This is a genomic window from Virgibacillus sediminis, from assembly GCF_042643265.1.
Lineage (GTDB): Bacteria > Bacillota > Bacilli > Bacillales > Amphibacillaceae > Virgibacillus_O > Virgibacillus_O sediminis.
Genome location: NZ_JBHRRZ010000011.1, coordinates 1 through 19,893 on the forward strand (window position 1 = coordinate 1; position 19,893 = coordinate 19,893).

Below are 19,893 nucleotides of genomic sequence, written 5' to 3' on the forward strand. Positions count from 1 at the left end.
AAAGCACAAGCAGCGCTATCATTCGAACTCAAAGAAAGATTCCGATTGAAGGATGTCCTACAGGTAGTGGGTGTTCCTGAATCCTCCTATCACTATCACGTGAAAAGAATGAAGGCAGAAAATCCGGTTCAGACTCTGGAAGAAGAAATCCAATCCATTTTTGAAGAACACGATGGTAACTATGGTTACCGCCGTATCGGCTTGGAGTTCAGGAATAGAGGTATACAAGTAAATCATAAGAAGATACAGCGCATCATGAGAAAATTGGGACTGAAGGGAAACAAGTTTATGCGGAAATCACGCCGTTATAGTTCCTATAGAGGGACTGTCGGTACCCTGGCCAAGAATCGAATTCGCCGCCGTTTCCATACGAATGTGTGTCATCAGAAGCTGACAACAGACATTACTGAATTCAAGTGTTCAAATGGTTTTAAACTCTTCCNTGGAATCAGTATGCGCCCGACATTGGAACTAGTGATGAAGCCACTGGAAGACGCCCTCCAGGTGGTTAAAAAATCAAGATACCGGACAACTATACACTCTGATCAAGGATGGCATTATCAGCATAGGAAATGGGTCAGCACTCTCAAAGAACACAATGTCTTCCAAAGTATGTCTCGCAAAGGAAACTGCATCGATAATTCACCGATGGAGAATTTCTTTGGGCTCATGAAACAGGAAATGTACTATGGAGAGTCTCTTCGTACTTACGAAGATTTAAAAAGGGATATCGAGTCTTACATCAATTATTACAATAACAATCGTATTAAACAGAAATTGGCCGGTATGAGTCCGGTTCAGTACCGTCTTCATAACAGCCAATTAACTGCTTGATATAAAACTCTAACTTTTAGGGGTCACATCAGGCTCTATAGCTGTGCGGGTCTTTTACGTTTATCAAGGATTAATCCAGTCTTGTTTGAAACGTTCAAAAGCGGCGGTGAGGCCGACTTACAAATACTCTTCAAACCACCGGCAAATATGGTTGAGCCGCTCGACGCGCAGGTCAGGTCTGCCGCTCCTGCTCAGTTCATGGCTGGCGTCAGGGAAGCGGACAAACTCAACTTCTTTCCGCTGATGCTTCAAGGTGACAAACAGCTGCTCCCCTTGTTCAATTGGACAGCGGTAGTCCTGCTCCCCATGAAGGATAAGCAATGGTGTTTCCACGTTGGCAGCATATTTAAGCGGGGAAAAGTCCCATAATTTTTCCGGGTCATCCAGCAGATTATGCCCAAGCTCCCATTTGGTAAAGAAATAACCGATGTCACTAACTCCATAGAAACTGAGCCAATTGGAGATGGAACGCTGGGTGACAGCTGCTTTGAAGCGGTTGGTATGGCTGACGACCCAGTTGGTCATGAAACCTCCATAACTCCCGCCGGTGACGCCAAGGCGCGTTTCGTCGATGAAGCTGAAATGTTCCAATGCGTAATCTACTGCATTCATCAGGTCTTCATAATCTTTTCCGCCGTAATCGGAGCGGACTGCGCCGACGAATTCCTGGCCGTAGCCATGGCTTCCACGAGGATTGATATAGAGGACGACATACCCCTTTGCTGCCAGCAGCTGCATCTCATGGAAAAATGTCTGGCCATACATGGCATGTGGCCCGCCGTGGATTTCCAAAATGAATGGATATTTTTTGCCTTGCTCAAATCCATATGGGCGCAGGAGCCACCCTTGCAGTATCCACCCATCATTGGCAGTAATGGACAGGGTTTCCGGTGCAGAGACAGATACCTCGTCAAGGAAGGCTGCATTGGCATTGGTCAGCCTCTTCAGTTCCACACCTTTTGACAGTTTATAGAAATTGCATGGGTCTGACGGGGTGCTGATCCCGAGAATGAATTCTTCGGTTTCTCCATGATAAGCAAAGCTGAAGACATGATTGTCCTCTTTATAAAGGACGTTCAGCTCTTTTTCCAAGGTGGCCTGGTATAACCCTGTCGTACCATGGTCAGTAGCGATGAAAAACAGACTGCTGTTATCCTGGCTCCAGACAGGCCCAGTATTGGCTTCTCCCAGTCTGGAATCCCCGATGAGTATATCACCAAGCTGCATATCCCATTCCCCGCTGAGACACGCGCGCTCCCCTGAATCCAGGTCATGGATGAACAGTTCATTTAATGTTGCTCCATCATATTCGAATCCATGGCCAAGATAAGCTATCTTTTTCCCATCCGGTGAGAATGCTGCACTATGGCAGCTGCCTTTTCCATTGGTGAGATTCGATATTTCTTTGGTTGCACTATCAAGCAAAAACAAGTGATTGCTCTGCTCGAAGTCTGCTTCATCGCTGAGGTTCGCCGCAAACAAAACATATCTTCCGTCAGCAGAAATATCCTGATAGCTATGGTCTGCATCTGCGGAAGTCAACTGGATGAACGTTTCATTCTCTAAATCAAAACGTACCAGCTGTGTCCGTTTATTGTCGTGAAATCCTTTAGCATCCGATTTGTATTTCAAGCGGTTGACGACAAGCGGCTGTTTCTTCTTTTGCTCGGCTTCCTTTTGACGCTCTTCCTTTGTCAGTTCTCTTTGGCTGCTGACATCAGCATCGGCCTCCAACGGGGCACTGAATAGGATGGACCGCCCGTTCTCCGCCCATGCAGGATTGGCTGCACCGTGTTTGAACTCCGTAAGCTGCTTAGCTTCGCCGCCAGCTGTAGAAAGGAGCCAGATTTGCGGCAAACCGGTGCGGGTTGACTGGAAAACCGCTTTTGAACCGTCAGGGGAGAAACGGAGGTGGCTGTTTTTATTGGTGCCGAATGTCCATGGCACTGGTTGTTGGCCTTCCAGGTCATGGAAAAAGAGGTTGGAGACATACTCATTTTCCTCATTGACTGTAGTAGCTGTATAAGTGTACGCCTTTCCGTCGGGTGTGAAGTTCGGATCACTGAAGACATCCAGACGCTTAAAATCATCGGCTTTCATTGCGCGTTTATTCGCTGGCATTTTGTTTCCTCCAATAGGTAAGTAGTGTAATTCACAGTGTAAACTGTTTCGATTCACGAATCAATTAAATTATGGGAAGATTCAACTATTACTGCTGAAAAACTGGCATTGGCAGGGGGATGGCTGACAGTGCCGGTTTAATCGTATTCCTATCGGGCGATAATGAGTAATGGGATAGACTATAAGTAGAAGCAGCAGCCAGTAAAGGGGGAGTATCGGCAGTTCGGCGGGGTTATCGACAGGAGATTCAGCTAATCAGCAGTATAGCGGGCTTATCCGCAGTTGCTCTCACATATCAGCAGCACAGCAGACTTATCGGCCGGAGCTCTCATATATCAGCAGTACATCAGGCTTATCGGCTGGAGCTCTCACATATCAGCAACACAGCCGTCTTATCCGCCGATCCCGCCGTTTTAGCCCAGGAGATCCCGCAAGTAAGATACAAATCCCAGACAATAAAAAAAGCAGTCATATGACTGCTTTTTTTTACTTGCTTACTGTCTCTTTTTCTGTGGCCTTTTCAATTCCAGCATCCTGGTCGTATGCCTGTTGCAGTTTTCTAGTGATCGGTCCGGGTTGCCCGTCCGCTATTTTCTCTGAATCTACATTGACGATCGGCATTACTTCGGAAGTGCTGCTTGTTAGGAACATCTCATCAGCATCCTGGATGTCTTCTACATGGAAGGCTTCCTCCACAAAAGGTATTTCCAAATCTTCTGCAAGGCTTTTTACCTTCATTCGGACACATCCATGCAAGATATTATTGGTTTCCGGGTGGGTATAGATTTTTCCATCCTTAACCAGATAGGCATTGGATGAGCTGCATTCTGTAACACGCCCGTCCCGGTGAAGGATGGCTTCATCACAGCCCTGTTCTTTTGCTGTCTGCTTGGCAAGGACATTCGGCAGAAGGTTAAGGCTTTTGATATAGCAGTTCTCCCAGCGTACATCACGCTGTGTAATGACTGATACACCATTCTGCAGCTTCTCTTCCGCCCGGGGAAGTTCCTGCACATATGCGTAGATGTTGGCGGGAACATCTTTTGGAAAGACATGGTCCCGTGGAGCGGTGCCACGTGAGACTTGCATGTATACTTTGCCATCCTCGTTCATATTATTCTTCTCCAGCAGCTCCAGCAGAAGGTCGGTCACTTCCCGTTTGGTAAACGGCAATTCGATCTTCACTGCTTCTGCAGAACGGAAGAGGCGGTTCACATGCTCTTCCAACAGGTAGTATCTTCCGCCGTAGATGCGGATAACTTCATAGATTCCATCTCCAAATTGGAGGGCGCGTTCCTGATATGGGTATGTCAGGTCATCGCTCGAGATAAAACTTGTCTGTGACAAAATGATTGGATAAACAGCCATAATTCATATTCCTCCTTAAACATATCCATATTCTATAACGTATCGCTTGCGATGTAAACGAACTTTTCCAGGAAATTAAATGGTCATGAATCAACAATCGGGTCAAGATAACGAGATTTTCCTGAGATTCATAGGCTACTGTCGGTTTGCTGAGGTAAGATGAGGGAAGCCATGCTGTCTCTCTCTGGACGATGAATTGGACGGGCTATTCCGGCATCCGAATGGAATAAAACTAAAAATTATAGATTTTTTTATACAAAAAAGTCGAAAAACCCCTTGCGTTTTTTCAGTTATCAAGCTATAATAATATTTGTCGTCGAAATACGACAGCAATTATTTACATAGTAATTGAGTTTTTGCGGGTGTAGTTTAATGGTAAAACCTCAGCCTTCCAAGCTGATGACGAGGGTTCGATTCCCTTCACCCGCTCCATACATATGTCATAACGCAGTGTTCTGTAGTAAAACTACGGGGCGTTGCGTTTTTAATTTTTATAGAAGTTTTTCTCCATATGCCTCCTGCTACTTGAATTCCCCTTTTCCTGCATAGTATTCTGTAAGAAATAACGATATAATTGAGGGATATAGATGAAGAATTTATTGCAGCAATTAAAACAGATCGATCATAAAGGCTATAAAGCGTACAAAAGCATACAGGGTAATTATAGCTATGAAGATTTCCGTTTATATATAGATTATGTACAAGGGGACCCGTTCGCGACTCCATCTAAACTTCGGCTGGAAATCCCGGCTTCCAAGCGCCCAGTCCGAAAAGAATGGCTCGGCACGTATTCGAGAAAGACAGCCGCCGAAGACGCGATAGCTCGCCGGGTAAAGCGCGCCATCGACAAGGGTGATTTCTTTATAAAGGGCTCGGGTAAAAGTGGGATGATCCTGTTTGATGCCCCTGGCCAGGAAGTGTTGGAGCGGAGCGCGGTTCAGATCAGCGACAGATCGATTACCGTCTGTCTATCGGTAGGGCTTCCTGCCAACGGCCGTAAAATCAATGGCAGAGAAGCGGAGAAGCTGTTTGCCAAAGCCCTTCCTTCCATTATAAAGGATTCCGTCATGAGCATTTCTGATGAAGATATCCATAAATCCATCGTCCTTGCAGATCAGCAAGATGCCGTCAGGGAGAAAATGAAGCAGGAAGGCTGGATCGCCTTTCTTGCCAATGGTTCTATTCTGCCGAGGGAAAGCGGCATCAGCAACCGACCGCTGAAAAAGGCGGTGGCTTTTCAGAGTCCGAAAGAAAATGAAGTGGAAATTGAACTTCCGCACCGGGATGAACCGATCAAAGGGATGGCGATCGAAAAAGGCATCACCTTGATTGTCGGCGGCGGCTACCACGGGAAGAGTACGATGCTGGAGGCAATTGAACGGGGGGTATATTCCCATACTGCCGGCGATGGCCGGGAATTCGTACTCACGGACCCGGATGCCGTTAAAATCCGGGCGGAAGACGGCCGGCAAGTAACAGGTGTGAATATCTCCCCGTTCATTAATAATCTGCCGCATCGCCAGGATACGGCTTTCTTTTCCACGGAAAATGCTAGTGGAAGCACCTCACAGGCAGCCAATGTAATGGAAGCTTTGGAAGCAGGGGCGAGCACATTAATGATCGATGAAGATACTAGTGCGACCAATTTTATGATCCGTGACCATCGCATGCAGCAGCTGGTCAGCAAGAATAAAGAGCCGATTACTCCCTTTATTGACAAAATAAGGCAGCTGAGAGACGAACTGAATGTCTCCACCATCATGGTAATGGGCGGATCCGGGGACTATTTCGATACAGCCGATACAGTCATCATGCTGGATGAATATGTTCCTTACAATGTGACAGATCAAGCGATGGCCATTATGGAAAATTACCCGCTGGAGCGCGATACAGCCAGGGAGGAAGGTTTCGGCGATATCTCTGCCCGCTATTTCCAGCAGGCATCCCTGCAGACGAAGAAGGGAAAAAGGGAAAAGACGCAAGCGAAAGGGCTGTACAAGATCCTGATGGGAAAAACGGATATTACCTTCGAGAATACCGAGCAGCTTGTGGACCCTTCGCAAACACGCATGATTGCCGAAATCATTCAGTATCTCGACCGTACCAACGGACTAGGCGGCAAATCACTGCATGAACTTCTGGACAGCATGGAACAGCAGATGGACCGTGACGGCCTCGCTTCTTTCACTGCATTCGGCAGGCAGCACCCAGGCGATATTGCCCGGCCAAGAAGGTATGAGGTGGCAGCGGTGCTTAACCGCATGCGTACAGCGAAAGTAGAGCATAAATAATCCAAATTCAACTAGAGAGGAGTAAAGTCAATGGATACCCAACAACTGAAGCAGGAAATCATTGAATACAGCAAGAAAATAGGTATTGATAAGATTGGCTTTGCTTCTGCAGATGTATTCGGAGAATTGAGGGAAAGACTGAGGCGGCAGCAGGAGCTTGGGTATCAATCCGGCTTTGAAAAAGGTTCGCTGGAAGAAAGGACCGAGCCGGAGCGCCTGCTGCCGGAAGCACAGTCTATTATATCGGTCGCCCTTGCCTATCCGTCGAGAATGAAGGATGCTCCAAAAAGCACGAAGGAGGAGCGGAGAGGCTTGTTTGCCAGGGCGTCTTGGGGAAGAGATTATCATGACGTCCTCCGTGACCGGCTGGAAAAGCTGTCAGCCTTCATTAAGGAAAAGGCGCCGGATACGGCCGATAAAGTGATGGTGGACACTGGAGAACTATCGGACCGGGCGGTAGCCGAGCGTGCCGGTATTGGATTCAGCGGCAAGAATACGGCCATCATTACGCCGGAATTCGGCTCGTTTGTCTATTTGGGTGAACTGATCACCAATATTCCCTTCATTCCCGATGATCCGGTAGAAGACAGCTGTGGGGAATGCACCAAATGTATGGATGCCTGCCCGACAGGTGCCCTGGTGGAGGGCGGACAGCTAAATGCCCAGCGGTGTATTGCATTCCTGACCCAGACCAAGGATTTTCTGCCGGATGAATTCCGTACGAAAATCGGCAACCGGGTGTATGGCTGTGACACATGCCAGATTGTCTGTCCGAAAAATAAGCAGGTCGATTTCCACCTTCATGAGGAGTTCGAACCCGAGCATGATGTTGTCAAACCGAAGCTGAAGCCAATGCTCCGGATTTCCAATCGGGAATTCAAGGAGACTTTCGGGCATATTTCCGGCTCTTGGCGGGGGAAGAAGCCGCTCCAGCGTAATGCCCTGATTGCTCTGGGCCATTATAAGGACAAGACGGCGGTGGAAGAAATGATCGCTGTCATGAATAATGATCCCCGTCCGGTTATCCGGGGAACGGCAGCCTGGTCCCTTGGGAAAATAGGGACAGAGGAAGCTGTCCAGGCCATTGAAGCTGCGATGGAAACAGAGACTGATGACCGGGTCCTTGCCGAAATGCAGAAAGGCCTCGACTTTACCGTGGCATCGAAATAAGAAGGCCTTATACAAGCATCCCCTCCATATACTTGATAATGGAGGGGATTTTTATGGAGACTATAAAGGAAGAATGGCTGCGTTTCTTTGAAGGGGACAGAGACGGACACAGCTGGTGGTCCCGCAAGAAAGCGCTCTGGCGGGAGCGGAATGCCGAAATCGTGCGGATTATGGGCTGCGGCCAGGAGTATCGGGAATTCCGTTATGATGGCAAGCGTTTTGTCCGTTACCTGCTGCATCTTTCCTTTGTCATTAAGCAGAAAGAACATTTCCATATGGAAGAATTGGTCATCCCTTATGAATTCCGCTTAAAGAACGGGCAAGTAACAGACCATCGCGAAGTGCCCAAGCCTCCTCAATCCGAAAAAAAGCTGGATATGCTGCTCCGCGGAGAAGAAGATGCGGGCGATTACCGATTTTCCTATGACCGGCTGGCTGCCGTACAGTACGCTGAACGATGGTGGAACAGCTATAACCCTGCCTACCGGAAATTTGATGTAGATTGTACCAATTACGTCTCCCAGTGCATGCGTGCGGGCGGAGCTCCCATGCACGGCCAGCCGGTTCGGGACCGAGGCTGGTGGTACAGCGGCGATAATTGGAGTTACAGCTGGGCGGTCGCCCATTCCTTGCGCTGGTATTTGAGTGGTTCGACAAAGGGGTTGCAGGGAAGGGAAGTGGAAAATGCGGAGGAGCTGATTCCTGGGGATGTCATTTGTTATGACTTCCAGGGTGACGGGCGCTGGGACCATAATACGATCGTAGTGGCAAAGGATGCCTATGGGATGCCGCTGGTGAATGCCCATACGGATAACAGCAGGAACCGTTATTGGTCCTATGAGGACTCCGCCGCATGGACGCCGGAGATCTCCTATAAATTTTTCCGGATTGGGGCGGATTAATGATATAATCAATAATTATGTGATTAAGCTTGTAAGGAGAATGGAACCGTGAGTTTACATGTAGTATTGTTTCAGCCGGAAATCCCGGCAAACACAGGAAATATATCCAGAACCTGTCTGGGAACAGGGGCGACTCTGCACCTGATCCATCCGCTGGGCTTTTCCATTGACGACCGGATGGTCCGGAGGGCAGGCCTTGACTATTGGAAGGATGTCGATATCAAAGAACATCAGTCGATGGATGAATTGTATGCCAAGTATCCGGACGCAAGCTATTATTATATAGAAAACTTTGGCAGCCGGCATTATACCGATTTCGATTTCAGCGATCCGCAAGAAGAGATTTTCTTCGTTTTCGGAAGGGAAACCAGCGGAATCCCCGAAGAATTGCTGATCGGTAAAGAGGATCAGTGCCTCCGGATTCATATGACAGATAAAATACGCTCCTTGAATCTTTCCAACACTGCGGCCATCATTATATACGAAGCACTCAGGCAGCAGGGATTCCCCGGAATGGAATAGCAGAAGACGGGGTGGGGCATAACGGGGCTGTTAAATTCAAAAATTGAACGATGAATTATTTCCGCAGCGGGCATCTCCGCTAAACAAGATGCCTGATTCATTCGCATTTTTCTCTTGATCCAACACTTTCGTCTCAACCACAGTAAAAGGCGCCGTGCAGTGTAAACTGCACGGCGCCTTGTTATATCCTTATTGATCTTTCTTTGGAACTCCTGGTTTTGCATCATAGCCTGCAGTGAAGAATGAAGTGATGAATGTAAGGATGACACCCATTAATAGTGCTAGTTTCATTTTGACTTCCTCCTTTAGCCTGTATGTAGAAGCATCTTATTTTATATTATGGTTTCATTATACAAAATAAATGCCGGAATGGAAACAAAATCGGAAAAATCCCCTTGTTTCCGTATGATTTCCCCCTTCTTCATGTCGATTAATTCGACTATTTCCAGTTATCGATTTGTTTCATAAATTTTATAATCGGATATATTGTTTCCTGTCAAGAAATGAGGTATATTAGTTTGTGAAGATAATTTACCAGTTATACGCTGGTAACCGAGTGAAAATGTAAACCGTTTCACAGCGGAAGAAGCTAACTTCTAATGGGGGTAATAAGACGTGGCACAGAATGAGGAATCTAGTGAAAGATTCTGGGGACAGTTTCATGGACCTAATATGGGGTACGCGGAAGAACAATATGAACTTTATAAGAAGGATCCGGAGGCAGTTGATCCATCTACGAGGGAGATTTTTGAACAACATGGAGCACCTTCCTGGCTTGGGGGCACATCAGCAAGCGAAGCTCAGCTGTCTGATACTTCATCTGTAAAAGATGTGAAAAAATTAACCTCAGCATGGAAACTTGTTGAGGCTATTCGCCGTTTTGGCCATTTGGAAGCGGACATCTATCCGGTCGGTCACGACAAGACACGGAAGTCCAATTTGGTCGACCCGGCTACATATGGGTTGAGTGAAGAAGACCTGGAAAGTATACCGGCATCCTGGTTATGGGAGAAGGCGCCTGCCGGTGTGGACAACGGGCTGGATGTCATCAAGGAACTCAGGAAATATTATACCGGAACAATCACCTTCGAATTTGATCATGTGAACAATGAACAGGAGCGCAGGTGGCTGACAGATTTCATTGAGGAAGGAAATGCACGGGTAGACCTTTCGGATGAAGAAAAGCAGCAGCTGCTTGGCCGTCTGGTTGATGTAGAAGTTTTTGAGGGATTTCTTCATAAAACGTTCGTCGGGCAGAAACGTTTTTCCATTGAAGGGCTCGAGTCCATGGTCCCAATGCTGGATCAGGTCGTGAAGTATGCTACGAGGGACAAATTCGAAAATATCCTGATGGGAATGGCCCACCGCGGACGGTTATCTGTATTGGCTCATGTACTTGGCAAACCATTCGACAAGATTTTCTCTGAATTTCATACATCACCGAATAAAGAGCTTGTTCCTTCCGAGGGTTCGATGGGGATCAACTATGGCTGGACAGGCGATGTGAAGTATCACTTTGGCGCGGAAAAAGAGGTCAAATCGGATGAACAGTCCACAAGGATCACCCTTGCCCATAATCCGTCCCACCTTGAATTTGTCAACCCTGTGGTGTCCGGATTTACAAGGGCCGCACAGGATTATCGTTTCAAGAAAGGGTATCCTGACAGGGATGAAAACAAGGCATTTGGCGTAGTGATCCATGGAGATGCAGCATTCATCGGAGAAGGTGTTGTGGCAGAAACACTGAACCTGAGCGGCATACCGGGGTATACGACCGGCGGTACGCTCCATATCATTGCAAATAACCTGCTGGGTTATACAACGAATCAGACGGAAGGCCGTTCGACCCGTTACGCCAGTGACCTGGCAAAAGGGTTCGAAATCCCGGTCATCCGGGTGAACGCAGACGATCCGATCGCCTGTGTATCAGCCATCCGCTTTGCCTATGAATACCGGCAGAAATTCCATAAAGATTTCCTGATTGATTTGGTCGGCTATCGCCGCTACGGCCATAATGAGATGGACGAACCGCGTTCAACCCAGCCAAAGCTGTATCAGGACATTGACAACCATCCTACTGTAGCTAATCTTTTCGCAACCGAATTGCAGGAGAAAGGTGCAGTTGGAGAGGGTACGTTCGAGAAGATGAAAGAAGAAGTCGACCAAAAATTGCGTGACATCTACCATGGGATGAAAGAGAACCAAGTGGAAGATGCGGAGGCAGATGAAGTGCCGAAAGCCCTTAGAAATGGGCTCAGTGACATTGAAACTGCTGTTCCTCTCGATAAACTCCGGGAGTTGAATGAAGGGCTTCTGAAGCGGCCGGAAGGGTTCAATGGCTTCAAGAAAGTCGAGAAAATCTTGAAAAAGCGTGGGGAATCCCTGGAGGATGGAAACAAAGCCGATTGGGGAGCGGGAGAGGCACTCGCCTATGCATCCATTCTGAGTGACGGCATTCCTATCAGGCTGACCGGACAGGATACGGAACGGGGAACCTTTGCCCACCGCCATCTGGTTCTGCATGATACGGAAACCGATGAGAAATACAGTCCGCTCCATGGCCTGGAACAGGCTAAGGCTGCTTTTGATATCCGTAACAGCCCGTTGTCGGAAGCGGGAGTTCTCGGATTTGAGTATGGCTATAGTGTCCAGGCACCTAACACACTGGTGATTTGGGAAGCGCAGTTCGGTGACTTCGCGAATGCCGGGCAGGTTATTTTTGACCAATTCATCTCCGCTGCCCGGGCAAAATGGGGCGAGAAGTCGAATATGGTGATGCTGCTGCCGCACGGCTATGAAGGACAGGGGCCGGAACATTCCAGTGCACGTCTCGAACGTTTCTTGATGATGTGTGCGGAAAACAACTGGATTGTGGCTAATGTCACCTCCTCCGCGCAATTTTTCCATCTGCTCCGCAGACAGGCAGCATTGCGTGACAGTGAATCGGCACGTCCATTGGTATTGATGACGCCGAAGAGCCTGCTCAGGAACCAGCGTGTTGCTTCCGAACCGAAGGAATTTTCAGAAGGCAAGTTCCAGCCGCTGCAAATTCAGCCTAATCACAAAGCTACGAAGAAAAATGTGAAGCGCCTATTGATCGGTACGGGAAAAATAATGGTTGATTTAGAAGAAGCTATGGATAAATCGGATGAGAAGTACGACTGGATGCAGATACTTCGTTTGGAGCAGATCTATCCTTTCCCTTTAAAGGAAATGGAGAAGGAACTGAAATCACTGCCAAATCTGGAAGAGATTGTCTGGTTGCAGGAAGAACCAAAAAATATGGGAAGCTGGGATTTCGTCGACAACTATTTGAGAGAACTGTTAAAAGACGGACAACGCTTGCGCTATGTTGGACGCCCGCATCGCGCCTCACCTGCAGTCGGGGTTCCGAATGTGCATAAGACCGAACAAAATCATATCATAGAAGAAGCTTTACAACCGACCGAAGGAGGAGATTCCCAGTGAAAGAAATCAAAGTACCAGAATTAGCAGAATCGATTACAGAAGGAACAGTAGCAGAGTGGCTCGTTCAGAAAGGCGATAAAGTGGAAAAAGGCGATCCGGTACTGGAACTGGAAACAGATAAAGTAAATGTGGAAGTAAACTCCGAGTTCGCCGGGGTCATCACCGAGTTTATGGTCGAAGAAGGGGATGACGTGGAAGTAGGCGATGTCATCGCCAAGCTGGATGAAAATGGAGAGGCCGGTGCCTCTGACGAAGGTTCAGATGAAAAGGAAGAAAAGAAAGAAGAAGCATCGAAGGAAGAGAAGCAATCCTCCGACAAACCTGAGAAAGAGGAAAAGAAAGAAGAGGAAAGCAGCGATAAGGGGAATGGCGAGGTGATTGCTTCTCCAGCCGCCAGGAAGCGCGCCCGCGAACTGAACATTGATTTAAGTGAAGTAAGCCCGCGTGATCCGCTGGGCCGCGTACGTCCGGAAGATGTGGACCATGCTGTCCAAGGTGGAAAGGAAGAAAAGCCTGCCAAGCAGCAGAAAGAAAGTAAACCAAAGCAACAGTCTACGGAATCAGAATTTGACAAGCCGGTGGATGTCCAGAAGATGTCCCGCCGCCGCCAGACCATTGCAAAGCGTCTTGTGGATGCGCAGCAGAATTCTGCCATGCTTACAACTTTCAACGAAGTAGACATGACCAATGTCATGAAGCTCCGCAGTCAGCGTAAGGATAAATTCCTGGAGAAGCATGATATCAAGCTTGGCTTCATGTCCTTCTTCACCAAAGCGGTTGTCGGCGCTCTCAAGGAGTTCCCGCTGCTTAATGCGGAAATCCGCGATAATAAAGAACTGATTGTCAAGAAATTCTATGATATTGGCATTGCCGTATCTGCAGAGGAAGGTCTGGTCGTGCCAGTAGTCCGGGATGCTGATCGCCTAGACTTTGCCGGTATTGAAAAAGAGATTGCCAGTCTCGGCAAGAAAGCCAGGGACAATAAATTGGGCTTGGATGAAATGCAGGGCGGTTCCTTTACCATCACGAACGGCGGTATCTTCGGTTCCATGCTGTCTACGCCAATCTTGAATGCTCCACAGGTTGGGATCTTGGGCATGCATAATATCCAGAAGCGTGCAATGGTCATGCCGGATGACTCTATTGAAGTCCGCCCAATGATGTATATTGCTCTTTCCTATGATCACCGTATCGTGGACGGTGCGGAAGCCGTACAATTCCTTGTACGTGTCAAAGAAATGATTGAAGATCCGTATGATCTTCTGCTGGAAGGATAATAGATAAGGTTTATGAGATTCCCTCTGAAAAATACAGGGGGAATCTTTTTGCCTTTTGCAGGAAAGCCTAAGAAAAAATACCCAGCAATTATTGTTTTAAATTGACGGGGAACCGGGTAGTGTTAGTATAATGGCACTAGCAGATTTCAGAATAAATAATCACTTGCATGACGTCAGACATCTTGGTACAATTACCATGAAATCAATAATGTAACCATTTACAAAATATATATGGGGAGGCTAAAAGGTGGGTATCATCCTTGGGTTGTTAGCAATTATCGTCGTGTTGGGAATTGCATTTTTACTGTCTAACGATAAGAAGAATGTTAATTATAAAGGGATCGGTATTATGCTTGTACTGCAGCTGCTGATTACCTGGTTCATGTTCAGTACGCAGATTGGACGAGTCATCATCAATACCATTGCCGACGGGTTCAATAAATTGATTGAATTCGGTACGGAAGGAATAAACTTTGTTGTCGGAGGGTTTGAAGTACAGGAAGGCGGCGTATTCTTCTTTAATGTACTGTTGCTCATTGTCTTCTTTGCAACAATTCTTCAGGTCCTTACGTATTTGAAGATACTTCCGACTCTTATCAAATGGGTAGGTACCGCGCTTTCCAAGCTTACCGGCCTGCCGAAAATCGAGTCGTTTAATGGTGTGAACAGTATCTTCTTCGGCCAGTCGGAAGCATTGATTGCCATTCGGTCGCAGTTCCACCATCTGACGGACAATCGTCTTTATATTGTAAGTGCCTCTGCCATGGGCTCTGTATCAGCATCCATCGTAGGTGCCTATATTCAAATGCTGCCGGCTGAGTACATCTTGGTTGCGCTGCCGCTGAATATGTTCAGTGCCTTGATGATTGCATCGGTGATTGCACCGGTCAGAGTACCAAAGGAAAAAGATACAGTGGATATCAGTAATGTAACAAATGACAAAAGTGTATTTGAAGCAATGGGGAATGGTGCCCTGGAAGGCGGAAAGATCGCCCTGATCGTTGCCGCCATGCTGATTGCCTTCATCGCCTCCCTTGAATTGGTAAACTGGCTGATCCAGCTGATTTTCGCAGGTGTCACCCTGCAGGAAATTCTTGGTTATATCTTGGCTCCTATTGGACTGCTGATGGGTATTGCCCCTGGTGAAGTTATTCAAGCAGGCTCCATCATGGGTACTAAAATTGTGACCAACGAATTTGTAGCCATGCTTGAATTCCAGCCGCTTATGGAAACAATGAGTGAGAAAACAATCGGTATTGTAACTGTATTCCTGACCAGCTTTGCCAACTTCTCTTCCATTGGGATCATTGCCGGTACTGTCAAAGGGATTGATAGCGAGAAAGCAGCAAGTGTATCCGGCTTCGGAATGAAGCTGCTGATCGGTTCCATACTGGCCTCTATCCTTTCTGCAACTATAGCAGGCTTGTTCTTATAAGAAACATCCGTCGATATAAGAAAAACAAAAACCGTCCGTTTGGGCGGTTTTTTTGCGCAGGTAAGGACGTACTGGAAGACCCCATGGATGTTTCTTACCTCTCCAAAAAGGAAAGATAAATCTATAGAAAGGAGAGGGTAAGATTGAGTACCGAATTCGATCTCTTTATTAATGGAGAATGGGTTTCGACAGAGGATAAGCTTAAAGTGAAGGATAAATATAGCCAGCAAGTATATGCAACTGTGTCCAAAGCTGGAGAGGGAGAGGTGGATAAAGCTATTTCCGGAGCGGAAGAGGCCTTTCATTCGAAACAGCTTTCCCCTTATGAACGCTATGAAATTCTGAAGAAAGTATCGGAACAGCTGCTGGAAGATAAAGAGGATTTTGCCCAAGTATTGGTTGCTGAAGCGGGAAAACCGCTGAAGCAGGCAAGAACAGAAGTGGAACGGGCTGCCCAGACATTCGAGGTATCTGCCGAAGAAGCGAAGCGGATCAGCGGGCATGGGGTTCCAGTTGATGCTGTGCCGGGGTCAGAAAATCGGATGGCCTATACGGTTCGTGTACCGGTCGGTGTGGTCGGTGCTATTACACCATTCAACTTTCCGATCAATCTGGTGGCACATAAAATAGGGCCCGCACTGGCAGCAGGCAATGCAGCCGTCCTGAAACCGGCAAGTGCCACGCCTGTTTCAGCACTTAAGTTGGCAGAGCTGTTTCAAAAGGCCGGGCTGCCGGCAGGACTGCTGAATGTTGTGGTTGGTTCCGGTTCGGTGGTCGGAAAGCAAATGCAGGAGGATGCACGAATTTCAACCTATACATTTACAGGCAGTGCAGAAGTAGGTCTGAAAATCAAACAGAACACTGGATTGAATAAATTGATATTGGAGCTTGGCAATAATTCACCGGTCATTATCCATAAGGATGCGGATATTGATAAAGCTGCTTCCGTCTTGGCTACCGCTAGTTTTGCATTTGCTGGACAGACCTGTATTACCCCGCAGCGGCTTTATGTCCACCGCGATGTAAGAAAGGATTTCCAGGAAAAATTGGTAGAGCAAATAAAAGACATCAAGGTCGGCAATCCAAGTGATGAACAGACGGTGGTCGGGCCAATGATCGATAAAGAAGAAGCGAAACGCGCCCAAGACTGGGTAGAGGAAGCGAAGGAGTCCGCTGCCACCGTGGTGACGGGAGGCAGCAGAAGCGGAGCTGTTTATGAGCCGACACTGCTGACAGATGTTGAGAAAGATATGAAGGTCGTGAAGGACGAGGTGTTTGCCCCTGTGGTCAGTATCCTCGAATATGAGAATCTGGATGCCTGCATAGATGAATTGAACGAGTCTCCGTATGGTCTTCAGGGCGGTATCTTTACAAAAGATCTTGATACAGCTTTCCATGCGGCGAGACGGGTGCAGGTCGGTGGTCTGATGATTAATGATTCCTCTCAATACAGGGTTGATTTGATGCCGTATGGCGGTGTGAAAGATAGTGGATGGGGGAAAGAAGGACCGAAATATTCCATTGAGGAGATGACGGAGGAACGGTTGGTTGTGCTGAATTTGGATGGTTAAGATGATTAATAAAAGCGAGGGGGGCCTCGCTTTTATTTTGGATGAGGCGGGGATAAAAGTAAATCCGGCCCGACTAGAAACCTTGGTGAGTGGATATAAGCCGCTACGGAAAATATGGCTTCGCACTGCGTCGTCTCGCCTAGGCCTGTCCTCCCGCAGGAGTCTGCGCATATTTCCTCCGCTGATATAGTTGATTGGTGCCTTTTGGGTTAGGTAATAAGCTAAGTCCCAATCCTCATTAGTAAATACAAAAATATAAAAGCTTACGGGGGAGGATTGGGTCTTCATCGATTGGGTCTTCACTATCTGCTCAATAAATATAAAGCTATCTTCCCGCGGGATAATGGCGCTGTATATGCAATAGCCTCAGTAGCAGGGCAAGGGCGCCTGCACTTAATCCGGCAATGATGCCGACCCAGTAGCCGAATGGCTCAAGAGATGTGAAGTTTGCGAGAATCCACCCGGTTGGCAATCCGATGCCCCAGTAGGAAACAAGTGCGATGATGAGTGTCATGTTTACGTCCTTGTATCCCCGGAGAGCTCCTTGGATCGGGGCGCCTATGGCATCTGCCAGCTGATAGAAGATGGCATAGATAATAAACTGCTCGGTAAGTTCGACGACCTTTGGGTTTGAATTGTATAATGCGGCGACAGGTTCGCTGAACGTGTACAATACTATGCCGGCGACAATGGCAAACAGGAGACCTCCTGATATACCGATAAATCCATAAGTACGGGCTTCCTTGTAGCGGTTTGCCCCTACTTCGTATCCTACTGCAATGGTAAGGGCGATTCCGACACTGAGTGGCATCATATAAAGCAGGGAAGCAAAATTAAGGGCGGCCTGGTGTGCTGCAATCGTATAAGTGCTGTAGACGCTCATTAAAAGAGTGACAGCAGCAAAGATACTGGTTTCGAAAAAGATTGCAAATCCGATCGGTATACCGATTCTAAGCTGTTCCCACCATGCAGAGAGGGAGGGTTTCACCCAGCTGGTTAATATAGAAAAACTCCGGAATGGCTGTAGGTTATGAATGATGGCCAGGGCAATCAGGCAGACAACCCAATAAGTGGCAGCTGTTGCAATCCCGGCCCCGATTCCGCCGAATGCCGGAATGCCAAATCCGCCGAAAATAAAAATATAGTTGAACAATACATTGAGCGGCAAAGCAATTAATATAATGACCATAGAGGTGCGGGTTTTGCCCAGCGCATCGATGAAACAGCGCACCGTATTGAAAATGAATAAAGGAATGATTCCGAGACTTAAGGCAACCAAATAGTACTTGGCAATATGCCGGACCTCTTCTATCAGGTCCATCGCATTTAGGATTGGATTCAGGGCCAGGGCTCCGGCTGTGATGACAAGCAGAGCAAGCGCACATGATAGATAGATTCCCTGCTGCACTTTAACCGGAACTTCATCCTGTTTCATTGATCCGGTCAGTTGGGCGACGATGGGGGTGATTGCCAATAGCACTCCGTTGATGCCAGTGAAGACCGGCAGCCAAAGGTTTGCTCCGATGGCTACTCCGGCTAAGTCGTCCGCCCCTGCCTGTCCAGACATGACCGTATCAAAGAAATTCATCAGCGACATGCCGAGTTGGGTGATAAGGACCGGGATCAAGATGATCGCAAATAATTTCAGTTTTTCTTTAAGTGTTTTTGTTTCGTGCATACTTCTCTTCCTTTTTTTCAATGTATCTATTACACTTTAATAAGGTATTCGGGAATTCTAACAGCCTGTTCATTTGCAGGCTGGGAAATAGTGTGAACACTATATTCGGAGCATAGTGTCCATTATACTGCTTTATCCTGGAATAAGATAGATAGAAAGGACGTACATATTATGAACAATAAGCGAATTCTCTTTACGGGTGGAGGGACTGCGGGCCATGTGATTGTCAATCTGGCTTTGATACCTCAATACCGGGAAGACGGCTGGGAGATAGATTACATTGGCTCGGAAAATGGAATTGAACGCAAGCTGATCGAGCCATTGGAAGGGGTAACCTATCATGCAGTGTCCACAGGGAAGCTTCGCCGCTATATGTCCAAGGAAAATTTCAAGGATCCATTTAAGGTGATGAAGGGAACCATGCAGGCTTGGCGGATCATCGGAAGAAGAAAGCCGTCCGTCATCTTTTCCAAAGGCGGATTTGTTTCGGTCCCTGTCGTCGCGGCAGCCAAGCTTCGCAATGTTCCTGCGGTCATTCATGAATCAGATTATACACCAGGTCTGGCCAATAAGATTGCCATCCCGTTTGCAAAACGGGTACTGGCGACCTTTGAGGAAACCATGCAGTATCTGCCCGAGAAGAAGAGGGAATATGTAGGGGCGGTTATCCGCGAAGAACTCTTTAAAGGCAATAAAGAAAAAGGCCTGGCCTATGCCGGTTTGGAGGATTCCAAACCAGTCCTTCTCATCATGGGCGGAAGCGGGGGGGCCCAGAAAATAAATGATGCCGTCAGGGAAAGTTTGCCGGAACTGCTGCCCTCTATGCAGATTATCCATATTTGCGGCCAGGGGAAAACAGATGCTTCCATAAAGGAAAAAGGGTATGCTCAATTTGAGTATGTCAATGAAGAGCTGAAGGACTTGTTCGCTGCGACAGACTATGTATTATCAAGGGCCGGATCCAATGCCATTTTCGAGTTCCTCGCATTGAGGATTCCTATGCTGCTTGTTCCGCTGTCCCGGCAGGCCAGCAGGGGAGACCAGATAGTCAATGCACAATCCTTTGAAGAAAAACGCTATGCGCGGGTCCTGGAGGAAGAGAAACTTTCCAATGAGACACTTGTCAAAGAGATCATGCAGCTGAAGGATCATGCACCTGTCATGATGGATTATATGAAGAAATACAAAAGTGAAAAAGCCCGGGAGCGGGTGATAGAAATTCTCCGGGAAACGGCAAAATAAGCAACTCCCCTGCA

At 47.5% G+C, this 19,893-nt stretch carries 13 protein-coding genes and 1 tRNA gene; 11 read left to right on the forward strand and 3 right to left on the reverse strand.

Features of this window, described 5'->3' with window-relative positions:
- On the forward strand, nt 1-834 hold an 834-nt coding region (locus ACFODW_RS05995; RefSeq protein WP_390304268.1), incomplete at its 5' end, for an IS3 family transposase.
- A 117-nt stretch (nt 835-951) separates the two neighbouring features.
- Here ACFODW_RS05995 and ACFODW_RS06000 read toward each other — a convergent pair.
- Both ACFODW_RS06000 and dat read right to left on the reverse strand, forming a co-directional pair.
- Nucleotides 952-2,955 carry a S9 family peptidase gene (locus tag ACFODW_RS06000; RefSeq protein WP_390304270.1) on the reverse strand — a complete coding sequence of 668 codons (2,004 nt, stop codon included), beginning with the start codon at nt 2,953-2,955 and terminating at the stop codon, nt 952-954.
- A 486-nt stretch (nt 2,956-3,441) separates the two neighbouring features.
- Complete coding sequence (gene dat / locus ACFODW_RS06005) at nt 3,442-4,323, reverse strand: D-amino-acid transaminase (protein ID WP_390304272.1); 882 nt, start codon at nt 4,321-4,323, stop codon at nt 3,442-3,444.
- A gap of 358 nt (nt 4,324-4,681) precedes the next feature.
- On the opposite strand from dat, the gene ACFODW_RS06010 reads away from it, so the two are divergent.
- The 9 genes from ACFODW_RS06010 (at nt 4,682) to ACFODW_RS06050 (ending at nt 16,959) form a co-directional block, all read left to right on the forward strand.
- A tRNA-Gly gene (locus ACFODW_RS06010) sits at nt 4,682-4,755 on the forward strand.
- A gap of 155 nt (nt 4,756-4,910) precedes the next feature.
- Nucleotides 4,911-6,614, forward strand: a complete 1,704-nt coding sequence (locus ACFODW_RS06015) for an ABC-ATPase domain-containing protein (RefSeq protein ID WP_390304274.1) — start codon at nt 4,911-4,913, stop codon at nt 6,612-6,614.
- A 30-nt stretch (nt 6,615-6,644) separates the two neighbouring features.
- Nucleotides 6,645-7,784 (forward strand): tRNA epoxyqueuosine(34) reductase QueG, encoded by a 1,140-nt coding sequence (gene queG, locus ACFODW_RS06020; protein ID WP_390304276.1) that lies wholly within the window; start codon nt 6,645-6,647, stop codon nt 7,782-7,784.
- Between the two features lie 53 nt (nt 7,785-7,837).
- Nucleotides 7,838-8,686, forward strand: coding sequence for an amidase domain-containing protein (locus ACFODW_RS06025; protein WP_390304277.1), 849 nt, complete (start codon nt 7,838-7,840; stop codon nt 8,684-8,686).
- Nucleotides 8,687-8,734: 48 nt separating this feature from the next.
- Nucleotides 8,735-9,208, forward strand: a complete 474-nt coding sequence (locus tag ACFODW_RS06030) for a tRNA (cytidine(34)-2'-O)-methyltransferase (RefSeq protein ID WP_390304279.1) — start codon at nt 8,735-8,737, stop codon at nt 9,206-9,208.
- A 615-nt stretch (nt 9,209-9,823) separates the two neighbouring features.
- Nucleotides 9,824-12,676 (forward strand): 2-oxoglutarate dehydrogenase E1 component, encoded by a 2,853-nt coding sequence (locus ACFODW_RS06035; RefSeq protein WP_390304281.1) that lies wholly within the window; start codon nt 9,824-9,826, stop codon nt 12,674-12,676.
- On the forward strand, nt 12,673-13,953 hold the full coding sequence (gene odhB, locus ACFODW_RS06040; RefSeq protein ID WP_390304283.1) for a 2-oxoglutarate dehydrogenase complex dihydrolipoyllysine-residue succinyltransferase: 1,281 nt from the start codon (nt 12,673-12,675) through the stop codon (nt 13,951-13,953). Before ACFODW_RS06035 ends, odhB begins: the two co-directional genes overlap by 4 nt.
- 247 nt (nt 13,954-14,200) lie before the next feature.
- Nucleotides 14,201-15,388, forward strand: coding sequence for a NupC/NupG family nucleoside CNT transporter (locus ACFODW_RS06045; protein ID WP_390304285.1), 1,188 nt, complete (start codon nt 14,201-14,203; stop codon nt 15,386-15,388).
- A 143-nt stretch (nt 15,389-15,531) separates the two neighbouring features.
- Nucleotides 15,532-16,959 (forward strand): aldehyde dehydrogenase family protein, encoded by a 1,428-nt coding sequence (locus tag ACFODW_RS06050; RefSeq protein WP_390304287.1) that lies wholly within the window; start codon nt 15,532-15,534, stop codon nt 16,957-16,959.
- 325 nt (nt 16,960-17,284) lie between these two features.
- Here ACFODW_RS06050 and ACFODW_RS06055 read toward each other — a convergent pair whose 3' ends face one another.
- Complete coding sequence (locus ACFODW_RS06055; protein ID WP_390304289.1) at nt 17,285-18,637, reverse strand: MATE family efflux transporter; 1,353 nt, start codon at nt 18,635-18,637, stop codon at nt 17,285-17,287.
- A gap of 171 nt (nt 18,638-18,808) precedes the next feature.
- Here ACFODW_RS06055 and ACFODW_RS06060 point away from each other — a divergent pair, with 171 nt between their 5' ends.
- Entirely contained in the window at nt 18,809-19,879 is a 1,071-nt protein-coding gene (locus tag ACFODW_RS06060; RefSeq protein ID WP_390304291.1) for an undecaprenyldiphospho-muramoylpentapeptide beta-N-acetylglucosaminyltransferase, read from the forward strand.
- The last annotated feature ends 14 nt before the right edge of the window (nt 19,880-19,893 follow it).